13 protein-coding genes and 1 pseudogene are annotated in these 12,608 nt (G+C 70.7%); all 14 read right to left on the bottom strand.

Features of this window, described 5'->3' with window-relative positions; translation table 11 throughout:
* Nucleotides 1-255 (bottom strand): annotated as a pseudogene (locus tag ABTZ17_RS33500) (F0F1 ATP synthase subunit delta); the annotation flags it as partial.
* Nucleotides 252-800, bottom strand: a complete 549-nt coding sequence (locus ABTZ17_RS33495; RefSeq protein WP_352199571.1) for a F0F1 ATP synthase subunit B — start codon at nt 798-800, stop codon at nt 252-254. The pseudogene ABTZ17_RS33500 and the gene ABTZ17_RS33495, both read right to left, overlap by 4 nt.
* A 38-nt stretch (nt 801-838) precedes the next feature.
* Nucleotides 839-1,075, bottom strand: a complete 237-nt coding sequence (locus ABTZ17_RS33490) for an ATP synthase subunit C-like protein (protein WP_226733328.1) — start codon at nt 1,073-1,075, stop codon at nt 839-841.
* A 77-nt stretch (nt 1,076-1,152) separates the two neighbouring features.
* On the bottom strand, nt 1,153-1,971 hold the full coding sequence (atpB, locus tag ABTZ17_RS33485) for a F0F1 ATP synthase subunit A (RefSeq protein ID WP_502994954.1): 819 nt from the start codon (nt 1,969-1,971) through the stop codon (nt 1,153-1,155).
* 225 nt (nt 1,972-2,196) lie between these two features.
* The gene (locus ABTZ17_RS33480; protein WP_352199570.1) at nt 2,197-2,634 is read right to left on the bottom strand and encodes a Cg1360 family ATP-synthase-associated protein; all 438 of its coding nucleotides are present in this window, start codon (nt 2,632-2,634) and stop codon (nt 2,197-2,199) included.
* Nucleotides 2,635-2,909: 275 nt separating this feature from the next.
* Entirely contained in the window at nt 2,910-4,241 is a 1,332-nt protein-coding gene (locus ABTZ17_RS33475) for an MraY family glycosyltransferase (protein WP_352199572.1), read from the bottom strand.
* A gap of 101 nt (nt 4,242-4,342) precedes the next feature.
* A complete protein-coding gene (gene glyA, locus ABTZ17_RS33470; RefSeq protein WP_352199569.1) occupies nt 4,343-5,599 on the bottom strand; it encodes a serine hydroxymethyltransferase in 1,257 nt (418 codons plus the stop codon).
* A 114-nt stretch (nt 5,600-5,713) separates the two neighbouring features.
* Nucleotides 5,714-6,346 carry an arsenate reductase/protein-tyrosine-phosphatase family protein gene (locus ABTZ17_RS33465; RefSeq protein ID WP_352199568.1) on the bottom strand — a complete coding sequence of 211 codons (633 nt, stop codon included), beginning with the start codon at nt 6,344-6,346 and terminating at the stop codon, nt 5,714-5,716.
* Nucleotides 6,343-6,990 (bottom strand): L-threonylcarbamoyladenylate synthase, encoded by a 648-nt coding sequence (locus ABTZ17_RS33460; protein ID WP_352199567.1) that lies wholly within the window; start codon nt 6,988-6,990, stop codon nt 6,343-6,345. Before ABTZ17_RS33460 ends, ABTZ17_RS33465 begins: the two co-directional genes overlap by 4 nt.
* A gap of 46 nt (nt 6,991-7,036) precedes the next feature.
* Nucleotides 7,037-7,882, bottom strand: coding sequence for a peptide chain release factor N(5)-glutamine methyltransferase (gene prmC / locus ABTZ17_RS33455; RefSeq protein WP_352199566.1), 846 nt, complete (start codon nt 7,880-7,882; stop codon nt 7,037-7,039).
* 70 nt (nt 7,883-7,952) lie between these two features.
* A complete protein-coding gene (gene prfA, locus ABTZ17_RS33450) occupies nt 7,953-9,032 on the bottom strand; it encodes a peptide chain release factor 1 (RefSeq protein ID WP_352199565.1) in 1,080 nt (359 codons plus the stop codon).
* 112 nt (nt 9,033-9,144) lie between these two features.
* Nucleotides 9,145-9,363 (bottom strand): 50S ribosomal protein L31, encoded by a 219-nt coding sequence (gene rpmE / locus ABTZ17_RS33445; RefSeq protein ID WP_158990484.1) that lies wholly within the window; start codon nt 9,361-9,363, stop codon nt 9,145-9,147.
* Between the two features lie 201 nt (nt 9,364-9,564).
* Entirely contained in the window at nt 9,565-10,671 is a 1,107-nt protein-coding gene (locus ABTZ17_RS33440; RefSeq protein ID WP_352199564.1) for an LCP family protein, read from the bottom strand.
* 176 nt (nt 10,672-10,847) lie between these two features.
* A partial coding sequence (locus ABTZ17_RS33435) for a trypsin-like serine protease (protein WP_352199563.1) occupies nt 10,848-12,608 on the bottom strand: 1,761 nt, incomplete at its 5' end.

Genomic DNA, 12,608 nt, shown 5'->3' with positions numbered 1-12,608 from the left:
CCCCAGCCCCCCCCCCCGGACGCGGGCCCCCCCGCCCACCTCACCCCCGCCCGGGCGCCGGCCCACCTCGCCCTGGCCCACCCCGCCCGGCGCCGGGTCCGCCACCCCCCGCCCCCGCGACACCTCGCGGTCGAGGAGCGCGGTGACGGCAGCCAGCTCACCGGCGAGCTTCGCCGCGTCGACGGACGTGTTGTCCGTCAGCGCGTCGAGGCGCTCGCGCGCGGCGGCCAGAGCCTCGCGGCTCGCTCCGTTCATCGCGCGGCCTCGGCCTTCTCCTCGAGCTCGTCGAGGAAGCGGTCGATGGTGCGGCTCTGCCGGGCGTGGTCCTCAAGGGACTCGCCGACGAGCTTGCCGGCCAGGTCGGTGGCGAGCTTGCCCACGTCCTGACGCAGCGCCTGAGAGGCGGCCTTGCGGTCGGCCTCGATCTGGGCGTGGCCGGCAGCGACGATCTCCTCGCGCTGCCGCTGGCCCTCTGCGCGCAGCTCTTCCTTGAGCGCAGTGCCCTGCTCCAGCGCCTCCTGGCGCAGGCGCGCGGCCTCGTGACGGGCCTCGGCGAGCTGGGCCTTGTACTGCTCCAGCACGCTCTGGGCCTCGGTCTGAGCCGCTTCGGCCTTCTCGATGCCACCCTCGATCGCCTCACGGCGCTCGTCCAGAACCTTGTTGATGTTCGGGAGGAGCTTCTTCCAGAAGAAGAAGAAGACGATGGCGAAGGCGATGGTGCCGACGAGCAGCTCGGGACCCGGGGGGAGCAGCGGGTTCTGCTCTTCCCCGGCCGCCAGCTGAACCAGGTTGGCGATCACATCAGTGCCTTTCGTCGAATGCGTCGGTAAGAAGGTGATTACTTACCGAACACGAACGGCATAACGATGCCGATGAGGGCGAGCGCCTCACAGAAGGCGAAGCCGAGGATCTGGTTGGCGCGGATCAGGCCGGCGGCCTCGGGCTGACGGGCCAGGGCCTGGGTGCCGTTACCGAAGATGATGCCGACGCCGACGCCGGGGCCGATGGCCGCGAGGCCGTAGCCGATGGAGCCGAGGGAGCCGGAGACAGCAGCAAGGTTCTGGAGAGCGGACATGCCGGTTCTTCCTTCTCTTTCACGAACCGGTGGGGGTTGGCCACCGGACGACTGGGGGTTTGCGGGGCGGGTTCAGCTCAGTGGTGCTCGGCGAGAGCGCCCTGAATGTAGGAGCAGGCAAGGAGCACGAACACGTACGCCTGGACCGCCTGCACGAAAAGCTCAAAGAGGATCATGACGATGGTCATGACGAAGGAGATGCCGGCGGCCGGGATCATCCAGCTGTTCAGCAGGTACCAGGAGGCCACGGTGAACATGACCAGCATCAGGTGACCGGCGAACATGTTCGCGAACAGTCGGACCGCGTGGGTGAAGGGCCGGACGATCAGGTTCGAGAAGAACTCGATGACCATGACCAGCGGGAGCACCGCGCCGAGGGACTTGTCGTAACCGGTGACGTTCTTGAAGAAGCCGACGAAGCCGTGCTTCTTGAAGGTCAGGGAGACCCAGACCACGTACACGATCAGAGCCAGGACCAGCGGGAACGCGATGATCGAGGAGACCGGGAACTGCGCCAGCGGGATCACGGACCAGATGTTCATGATCCAGATGAAGAAGAACAGCGAGACCATCAGGGGGACGTACTTCTCGCCCTCCTTCTTGCCCAGCGTCTCGTAGACGATGCCGCGGCGGACGAAGTCGTAGCCCGCCTCACCGACCATCTGGAGCTTGCCCGGGATCACCTTGGCCTTGCCGAAGGCGGCCCAGAAGAACGCCACGACCAGGACCGTCGTGACGAGCGCGAGCAGCATCACCTTGTTGAACTCGTACCCGCCGACATTGAAGATCGGCTGGAAGAGGAACGAGTGGAGGCCCGGAGCGGGGAAGCCACAGCCGTTGTCGGACAGGATGCGGCAGCTCCAGTCAAAGGCCAACTGGGTCTGTTCAGCACTCACCGCGGGCTCCTTCAGCGTGGCGCATAGGTACGGCAACCTCGTTGTGTCGGCGCGGCTGACCGCCGCGGTTCGGCACGGGACTTGTCTTACAGGTGTGGGGGCGGCTGGCAGGCACAGAGCCTCGCAATGGTGCAGGCGTCAGCTCGGATGCCCGCGCCCGCGATGCCGCAGTTGGCACCGGACGATAGCAGGATCCCGAACGAGCACTTATCCCGCCCCTACCCTTCACGACGAAGACCCCGTGTTTTCGGGCTTGTCGCCCTTCGCGGAGTCCGGGTCCACGTAAAAGATCTTGGCCTTCATGTGTGCGCGCGCCTGGGCGGCCATCCACACGACGGTGGTGGCGACCAGAGTGGCCGCGAAGGCCCGGGGGTTGAACAGCGTCGTGTCCTGGAACACGGCGACGAAGATGAAGAGCAGCAGCAGCTGAGCCGTGTAGAGCATCAGACCCATGGCTTGGAACAGCTGCGGCAGAGACTTGGCCGTGCGCTGGAGCACCACGACGCCGATCCCCATGAAGAGGATGACGATCAGCGTTCCGACGACCGCACCGAGGGCTCCCTTGCCACCGGCGACCACCCCGCTGACGACCGCGGCGATGACGCCGGCGGCAGCGGTGGGCACGACGGTGTGCAGGAGAGAACGGGCTTCTTCAGAGCGCATGACGAAATTGCTCCGCGTGGTGATGGGGGCACGGGACTCGTGTGGCACGAGCGTAAGCCCGGTCCGAGCTGGGTCCTCGGGCCAATGGACCGTCGCACTACGGTCCTTCGGCTCTGTCGCCGGGTCTAGTGAACGGTATCACAAACTATTTGATGAGGTCTTTACCTGTCAGGTGTGCTTGCTGTCACACATGAGAGTGAGCATGCGCGTCTGTGCGCGACACGCAGACCTTTTGTCTGCTAAAGGGGCTCGGCATCCGTTTTGGCGGAGGGACGTCAGCGGGACGTGCCGGCCTTACGCCGGTCGGGGAAGCGCGAACGGGGGCCCACCGCGGTCGCCCCGTTGACACCGGAGACCCCGGCGGGAACGGGCGCCTCGGACGCCTCCCGGGCCGTGGCGTCCTCCAGGGCGGCCTCTGCCGCTCGTTCCGCGTGCCGGTAGCGCGGCGGCACCAGGCGCTCGGCCCAGGCGGGCGTACGGGGCGTGAAGCGCGGCAACAGCAGCAGCACCAGCCCCACCGCACTGAGCCCCACGATCACCAGCACGATCCACATCGAGGCCGAGTGCACGGAGTACGCCACCGCCCCGAAGGCGATCAGCGCCGACCAGAAGTACATGATCAACACGGCCCGGCTGTGCGAGTGCCCGATCTCCAGGAGCCGGTGGTGCAGGTGCCCGCGGTCGGCCGCGAAGGGGGACTGCCCCTTCCAGGTCCGCCGGACGATCGCCAGCACCAGGTCCGCCATCGGGATCGCGATGATGGTCAGCGGCAGCACCAGCGGGATGAAGACGGGCACCATCGCGTGGGTGGCGTTCCGCTCGCCCTCGAACCAGACCGCCAGGGCGTCCGGGTCCACCCGGCCGGTGATCGAGATCGCCCCCGCCGCCAGCACCAGGCCGATCAGCATGGAACCGGAGTCCCCCATGAAGATCCGCGCCGGATGCATGTTGTGCGGCAGGAAACCGATGCACATGCCCATCAGGATGGCCGCGAACAGGGTGGCCGGGGCCGCGGCCTCGATCCCGTACCCGAACCAGAGCCGGTACGCGTACAGGAAGAACGCGGTCGAGGCGATGGCGACCATGCCGGCCGCGAGGCCGTCCAGGCCGTCCACGAAGTTCACGGCGTTGATCGTGATGACCACCAGGGCCACCGTGAGCAGGTTGCCCTGCCACTGGGTGAGGGAGACCGTGCCGAAGCCCGGGATCGGCAGCCACAGGACCGTCAGGCCCTGCATGACCATCACGCCGGCGGCGATCATCTGCGCCCCGAGCTTGATGAGCGCGTCGATCTCGAACTTGTCGTCGAGGACGCCGACCAGCCAGATCAGGGCGGCCCCGGAGATCAGGGCCCGGGGTTCGTTGGACAACTCGAAGACGGTGTTGAGGTTCGTCAGGTTGTCCGCCACCAGCAGGCCGGCGCAGAGCCCGCCGAACATGGCGATGCCGCCCAACCGCGGGGTGGGTTCGCGGTGCACGTCCCGCGCCCGGATCTCCGGCATCGCGCCCGCGGCGATCGCGAACTTGCGCACCGGTCCGGTGAGCAGGTAGGTCACCGCGACCGTGACGCAGAGCGTCAGCAAGTATTCACGCACGGGCTGCCCCAGATGTTTCGCCGGCCGTTTCAGGCCCACACATTAACCGCGTTGCTCCCGCCCTCATGGACACGCGGGTGCCCGCTCGCGGTTGCGGAACGCCCGCCCTGCCCTCACTCGGCCGGATAAGGGGGGAATCTCCCGGCCAGCTCGGCCACCGCGGTCCGCACCCCCGGTTCCCCGCGCAGGGCCGCCCCGAAGAGCTCCGCGATCCGGTTCATCTCGGTCGGACCCATGCCCTGGGTGGTGACGGCGGCCGTGCCGAGCCGGAGGCCGCGCCGGCGTTCGTGGGGCAGGGCGCAGGTGTCGAGGACGATGCCGGCGGCGGCGAGCCGACCGCGGGCGACGGGGCCGTCCGCTCCGAGCGGGGCGGGGTCGGCGGTGAGCAGGTGGGTGTCGGTGCCGCCGGTGGTGAGCAGCAACCCCTCCCCCGTGAGGGCCTCGGCGAGAACCCTCGCATTGGTGACGACCTGATGGGCGTACGCGGTGAACGCGGGGCCGGCCGCCTCCCCGAAGGCCACGGCCTTGGCGGCGATGGTGTGCATCTGGGCGCCGCTCTGGGTGAAGGGGAAGACGGCCCGGTCCACGCGTTCGGCGAGCTCCCCGCGGCACAGGAGCATGCCGCCGCGGGGTCCGCGCAGCACCTTGTGGGTGGTGGCGCAGACGATGTCGGCGTACGGCACCGGGCTGGGGGCGGCTCCGCCGGCGACGAGCCCGATGGGGTGGGCGGCGTCGGCGATGAGGTGGGCGCCGGTCTCGTCGGCGACGGCGCGGAAGGCGGCGTAGTCGGGGTGGCGGGGGTAGGAGATGGATCCGCACACGATGGCCTTGGGCCGGTGCCGGGCGGCGAGCGCGGCGAGCTGCTCGTAGTCGATGAGCCCGGTCTCCGGGTCCACGCCGTAGGGGACGAACTCGAACCAGCGGCCGGAGAAGTTGGCCGGGGAGCCGTGGGTGAGGTGGCCGCCGGCGGGGAGCCCCATGGCGAGGACGGTGTCCCCGGGGCGGAGCAGTGCGGCGTAGGCGGCGAGGACGGCGGCGGAGCCGGAGTGGGGTTGGACGTTGGCGTGATCGGCGCCGAAGAGGGTGGTGGCGCGTTCGACGGCGAGGCGTTCGGCGAGGTCGGCGTACTCGCAGCCGCCGTGGTGGCGGGCGCCGGGGTAGCCCTCGGCGTACTTGTTGGCGAGGGGGGAGCCGAGGGCGGCGAGGACCGCGGGCGAGGTGAAGTTCTCGGCGGCGATCAGCTGGAGTCCGCTCGCCTGGCGCTGCCGCTCCCCCGCGAGGAGGTCGGCGACGACCGGGTCCTGGCGGCGCAGCACGTCGTCCGGTGCGGCGGACGCGGCGGGGGCGGCCGGGGTGCTGAGGAGGGACATGGCGCGGCTCCGACCCGTGGGAGGCAGTACGCCCACTGTAGGCCGCGGTCCACGCATGTGCACCGGATCGGACGGAACGGTCGTACCGCGCACAACGGACGCGCGTCCGTCGGGTCAGCGGGGGGCGCCGACCCCGGTGAGGGCCGTGACCACAGGTTCCAGGGCCTGGTTGATCTCGTCGCCGATGGAGCGGAACAGGGTGATCGGGGAGCCGTAGGGGTCGTACACCTCGTCCGCCTCCTCGGAGGGGGCGAGGAGCCAGCCGCGGAGCGCGGCGGCGGCCCGGACCAGGGCGCGGGCCCGTTCGGCCATGCCGTCGTCCAGGGGCGGCAGGGTCGCCGGGTCTATGGCGCGGACCAGCCGGGTGAACTCCTTCAGGGTGAAGGTGCGCAGCCCGGCGGAGTGGCCCATGGAGATGACCTGGGCCCGGTGGTCGCGGGTGGCGGTGAGGACCAGGTCGGCGCGTATGACGTGTTCGTCGAGGAGCTCGCGGCCGGTGAAGCCGGTGGCGTCGGCGCCGAAGTCGGCGAGGACGGCGGCGGCGTTGGCCTCCATGGGGGCGCCCTCGTGCCCCCAGGTGCCGGCGGACTCCACGATGAGGCCGCCGCCGAGGGGGTCGCCCAGGCGGTCCGCGAGGGCGTGGCGGTGCAGCCGCTCGGTGATCGGCGAGCGGCAGACGTTGCCGGTGCTGACGTGGAGGATGCGGAAGGCGTCCGTCCCGGCTATGCCACGCCCCTGAGGGGTCACGGAGCCACCTCGAGGTCGGGTACGACCTCCCGCAGCTGCTCGGCCGTGAGGGCGCCCTCCCGCAGCAGCACCGGGACCTTGCCGGTGACGTCCACGATGGAGGAGGGCTGGATGCCCGGGGTGGGGCCGCCGTCCAGGTAGACGGAGACGGAGTCGCCGAGCATGTCGCGGGCGGCGTCGCAGTCCTCGGGGGCCGGGTGGCCGGTGAGGTTGGCGGAGGAGACGGCCATGGGGCCGACCTCGGTCAGCAGCTCGATGGCGACCGGGTGCAGGGGCATCCGGATGGCGACGGTGCCGCCGGTGTCGCCGAGGTCCCACTGGAGGGAGGGCTGGTGCCGGGCGACGAGCGTGAGGGCGCCGGGCCAGAAGGCGTCGACGAGCTCCCAGGCGGCCTCGGAGAAGTCCGTGACCAGCCCGTGCAGGGTGTTCGGGGAGCCGATCAGCACCGGGGTGGGCATGGTGCGGCCGCGGCCCTTGGCGCGGAGCAGGTCGGCGACCGCCTCCGGGCTGAAGGCGTCGGCACCGATCCCGTAGAGGGTGTCGGTGGGCAGCACGACCAGTTCGCCGCGGCGAACGGCGGATGCCGCTTCGCGCAGGCCCGTCTTGCGGTCCGTGGCGTCGTTGCAGTCGTATCGCCGGGCCATCAGCGGGCCTCCTCGTGCGCGGTGGTCTGGTCGGGGTGGTGCCCGGTCACGGCAGGGCCTTGCGGGCCGTGGCGAAGCGGGGGCGGTTGTTGAGGTCGGGGTGGTCCGCGGCGTCCGCCCAGCCCCGCTCCTCGGCGAAGATCCAGGGGACCTGGCCGCCCTGGGTGTCGGCGTGCTCGATGACGACGACGCCGCCGGGGCGGAGCAGACGGTGCGCGGTGCGTTCCAGGCCGCGGATGGTGTCGAGGCCGTCCTCGCCGGAGAACAGCGCCATCTCGGGGTCGTGGTCGCGGGCCTCGGGGGCCACGTACTCCCACTCGGTGAGCGGGATGTACGGCGGGTTGGAGATCACCAGGTCCACCTGCCCGTCCAGCTCGGGCAGGGCGGCCAGGGCGTCGCCCTGGTGCACGGTGACGCGGGAGCCCTCGGCGTTCTTCCGGGTGTAGGCCAGGGCCTCCTCGGAGAGCTCGACCGCGTGGACGCGGGAGCGCGGGACCTCCTGGGCCATGGCCAGGGCGATGGCCCCGGAACCGGTGCACAGGTCGACGATGAGCGGTTCGACCACGTCCATGGCCCGGACGGCCTGTATGGCCCAGTCCACCACGGACTCGGTCTCGGGCCGGGGCACGAAGACCCCGGGGCCCACCTGGAGCTCCAGGTAGCGGAAGAAGGCCCGGCCGGTGATGTGCTGGAGGGGTTCGCGGGCCTCGCGTCGGGCCACGGCCTCCCAGTAGCGGGCGTCGAAGTCGGCGTCCTTGACCGTGTGCAGCTCCCCCCGTTTCACCGCGTGCACCCAGGCAGCGAGCTCCTCGGCGTCGAAGCGCGGTGAGGGCACGCCGGCGGCGGCCAGCCGCTGGGTGGCCTGTGCCACCTCCGCGAGCAGCAGGTTCACGCTTCCTCCACCGGGGTCGTACGGGGGGTCGGGACGGGGGGACCGGACGGGCCGGGTACTGCCGGGCGCGCTACTGCGCGGCGGCGAGCTTGGCCGCGGAGTCCGCGTCCACGCAGGCCTGGATGACCGCGTCGAGCTCGCCGTCGAGGACCTGGTCCAGGTTGTACGACTTGAAGCCGACCCGGTGGTCCGAGATCCGGTTCTCCGGGAAGTTGTACGTACGGATCTTCTCGGACCGGTCGACGGTGCGCACCTGGCTGCGGCGGGCGTCGGCGGCCTCCTGCTCGGCGGCCTCCTGGGCGGCGGCCAGCAGGCGCGACCGCAGGATGCGCATGGCCTGCTCCTTGTTCTGGAGCTGGCTCTTCTCGTTCTGGCAGGAGGCGACCACGCCGGTGGGCAGGTGGGTGATGCGGACGGCGGAGTCGGTGGTGTTGACCGACTGGCCGCCGGGGCCCGAGGAGCGGTACACGTCGATGCGGAGGTCGTTCGGGTTGATCTCGACCTCGACCTCCTCGGCCTCCGGGGTGACGAGCACGCCGGCGGCGGAGGTGTGGATGCGGCCCTGGGACTCGGTGGCGGGCACGCGCTGCACGCGGTGCACGCCGCCCTCGTACTTCAGGCGGGCCCACACGCCCTGGCCGGGCTCGGTGGCGCCCTGGCCGCCCTTGGTCCGCACGGAGACCTGGACGTCCTTGTAGCCGCCCAGCTCGGACTCGGTGGCGTCGATGATCTCGGTCTTCCAGCCCACGCGCTCCGCGTAGCGCAGGTACATGCGCAGCAGGTCGCCCGCGAACAGGGCGGACTCGTCGCCGCCGGCGCCGGCCTTGATCTCCAGGAGGACGTCCTTGTCGTCGCTGGGGTCGCGCGGGACCAGCAGCAGCCGGAGCTTCTCGGTGAGCTCCTCGCGCTGCGCGGTCAGCGTCTTGACCTCGGCGGCGAAGTCGGGGTCGTCCGCGGCCAGCTCGCGGGCCGTCTCGATGTCCTCGCCCGTCTGCTTCCAGGAGCGGAAGGTGCCCACGATCGGGGTCAGCTCGGCGTAGCGCTTGTTGAGCTTGCGCGCGTTGGCCTGGTCCGCGTGGACGGAAGGGTCGGCGAGCTGCTTCTCCAGGTCGGCGTGCTCGCCGACCAGTTCCTCGACCGCTTCGAACATCGGGGGGCTCCTGGGGAGGGAATGGGGACGGAAGGCTGCGGGACGACAAAGGCGCCGGTCCGGCCGCCCCCGCGTGTACAGGGGGCGGCCGGTGACCGGCGCCGGGGTCGCGTTACTTCTTGGCCGCGCCCTTGCCGAAGCGGGCCTCGAAGCGGGCCACGCGGCCACCGGTGTCGAGGATCTTCTGCTTGCCCGTGTAGAACGGGTGGCACTCGGAGCAGACCTCGGCACGGATGGTGCCCTCGGTCAGGGTGCTGCGAGTGGTGAACGACGCGCCACAGGTGCAGCTGACCTGGGTCTCGACGTACTCGGGGTGGATCTCGCGCTTCAAGGTGTCTCCTAGTTTCGGGAGGGCTCCGGGTCGCATGCGGCCGAATTGCGCGCTGCGTGAACCGGGGCCGACGTACCAGTCTGCCAGGACTGGCCCGCCTGACAAAATTCGCGGACGCCTCCCTCAACGGGGTGGGGGCACCGTCTATTCCTGGCCATGCGCAGGGGGTCGATTTCCGGCCCCGGCGGGCCCGGGGAGCCCCTACTCCTTGACCACGGAGCCCGCGGTGCCCTTGTCCCCGGCGGAGTTCTCGGTGGCGGAGGCCGGGATCGGCCGGTCGGCCAGGAGCGCCTGCCACACCTGCCGGGACTCCTTCTCCAGGGGGACCACGCGGTTCGGGTCGATCGCGTCCGCGCCCACCGGCAGCGTGATCATGTGCAGGTCCTGCGAGTCGATTTCGGCGAGACCGGCGGCGAAGCCCATCAGGTCCTTGACGTCGCTGAGCCGGCTGTCGGTGGTGATGGCCTTGGTGCCGGTGTCGGCGAGGTCCAGCAGCCGCTTGGGGTTGTCGAACACCCCGATGCTCTTCACCTGCTTGATCAGCGCCTTGATGAAGGCCTGCTGGAGCTGGATGCGGCCGAGGTCGCTGCCGTCGCCGACGCTCTTGCGGGTCCGGACCAGGCCGAGGGCCTGCTCCCCGTCGAGCCGGTGGGTGCCGGCGGCGAGGTCCAGGTGGCTGGCGCCGTCCTTGATGGGCTTGGTGGTGGTGATCTCCACCCCACCGAGCTTGTCGATGATCTTCTTGAAGCCGGTGAAGTCCACTTCCAGGTAGTGGTCCATCCGCACTCCGGACATCTTCTCCACGGTCTTCACCGCGCAGGCGGCCCCGCCGACCGTGAAGGACTCGTTGAACATCCGGCGCTCGCCGCCCGGGTCGGTGCCACCGTCCCGGGTGGCGCAGGAGGGCCGGGTGACCAGGGTGTCCCGGGGTATGGAGATCACGCTCGCCGTCTTGTGGCCCTCGTAGAGGTGGACGATCATCGCGGTGTCGGAGCGGGCGGACCCCCCGTCGTCCCGCCCGTAGTCGGCGTTGGCCCCGCTCCGGGAGTCGGAGCCGAGGACCAGGATGTCCATGGAGCCGTTGTCCACGTCCGCGGGCCGGTCCTTCCCGAGGGCCGCGTCGAGGTCCACGCTCTTCAGGTTCCCGTTGAACTTCACGTAGAAGTACCCCAGGCCCGCACCGCCGAGGGCCAGGACCCCGGCCGTCGTCCACGCGGCCAGGACCAGGGCCCGGCGGCGTTTGGGCGCTCGCTTGCGACGTCGGCCGGAGGCGCGTATCGCGGCCCGGCCCCTGCTGTCCTCGGTCATGCTCTCCTCGGTTCTGGGTTCCCCCCGGGTCATGCCTGCCTGTGGTGCACCGGCGAAGACGGCGGACGGGGGCAAAGGGTTGCACGACGACCTGTGCCCACCGCGCGGACGCGGTGGGCACAGGGAAGGGCGAGGGACCCGCCGGGGGCGGCCCGCCGGTCGGGCCACCTGGGATTTCAGCCGATCAGGTCGTACGGCTTCCAGCCACCGCCGAAGTTCACGCGTGTGGCGAAGATCGCACTGCTCTTGCCGGTGCCCTTGTAGAGCCACATGGTCCCGGCGGCGTCGCGGGCCAGCAGGTCGGCCCGGCCGTCGTTGTTGATGTCGCCGGTCATGACCAGCTCGTTGTAGATCTGCCAGCCGCCGCCGACCTTGACCCGGGCCGCGAAGGCCTGGGCGCCGGTCTTGCCCGTGCCCGCGTACAGGTACAGGCCGCCCGCGGAGTCCCGGGCGACGAGGTCGGCGCGGCCGTCCCCGGTCAGATCCCCGTAGCCGCGGACGGCGTTGTAGATCTGCCAGCCGAAGCCGGCCTTGACGGCCGCGCCGAAGCCGCCCGCGCCGTCACCGGCGTGGATCTGGAGGTCGCCGCCGGAGGTGACGGACACCAGGTCGGGCTTGTCGTCCCCCGTCACGTCGCCGGGGACGACGATCTGGCGGCGGGTCTGCCAGCCGGAGAAGAGCTTCGTGGTGCCGCGGAGCAGGTCGCCGTTGGACCGACGGCTGATGAGCTCGATCACGCCGTCGCGGTTGACGTCGCTCTGCCGGATGAGGTTCGCGCTCGTCGCGTCACCGGCACTGGCCCCCTTGGAGAGCCAGGTCAGCTTCGAGGTGAAGGGGTAGAGGTCCTTGTCCCCGGAGTTGCGCGCGATGACGTCGGCCGCGGCGTCGCGGTTCCAGTTCGCGTCGTAGATCTCGGCCCGCAGCGGGCCCGCGAAGGTGGTGGCCTTCGCGTACACCCCGTAGGCCCCCTCCTCCACGCAGTCCGTGACGCCCCAGGAGACCACGCCGACCAGTCGGCCGTTGCGGACCAGCGGGCCGCCGGAGTCGCCGTTGCAGGCGGTGTTGGTACCGGAATCGGAACCGGAAGCGGGCTTACCGGCGCAGACCATGTGGCCGCGGACCAGGAAGTCGCCCCAGAAGCCCTCGCAGGTGGCGTCCGAGACGAAGGGCAGGTCGGCCTTCTTCAGGCTCGGCGAGAGGTCGTTGTGACCGGAGGAGTAGCGACCCCAGCCGTGGACGGTGGCCACGTTCCCGGCCGTGTACTCGGCGGTGTCGCCGGCACGGGCCAACGGCAGGTTCGTCGCCGAGGTCTTGGTGGCGAGGGTGAGCACGGCCACGTCGTTGTCGATCATGTCCGTGTCGTAGGACGGGTGCATCCACTGGCGGGACACCTTGTGCAGGGTGCCGCCGTGGGTGTCGATCGTGCCGTCCTCGTACCGGGTCAGCAGCTGGGTGGCGCCGATCACCACGTAGCCGCCGGCGGCCCAGTTCACGCCCTCCACGCAGTGGGCGGCGGTGACGATCTTCGTGGGGCTGACCACCGAGCCGCCGCAGAAGAAGCCGTTCTCGGGGTCCGCGGGGTCCACCCACAGCAGTTGGGCGGTCCAGGGGGCCGACGAGATGTCGGCGGGCTTGCCGCCGATGATCATCGGCGAGGGGCGCTTGCGCTGGTTCGAGGCGAGGGTCCCGCGGTACGCCTGCAACAGGCGCTCGCGGAGTTCGGCACGGTCGGGGCGGGCGGCGGAAGCGCTGCTCCCGGCGGCCCGCACGATGCTTCCGGAAGCAGGAGCAGCAGAAGCGGAACCGGTAGCGGAACCAGCTGCCTGGGCCCCGCCGGCCGTGAGACCGGCTCCGGTGAGGGCGAGGACGAGGGGGGTGCCGATGCGCTCGGTGAGGGCGAAGCGGCCCTGTCCGGCACCGGCCCAGCGTTCGATGCC

Source organism: Streptomyces sp. NPDC097619 (assembly GCF_040302735.1).
Classification (GTDB): domain Bacteria; phylum Actinomycetota; class Actinomycetes; order Streptomycetales; family Streptomycetaceae; genus Streptomyces.
The sequence above is the reverse complement of the archived record's forward strand: the minus strand, read 5'-3'. Positions and strand labels throughout refer to the sequence as shown.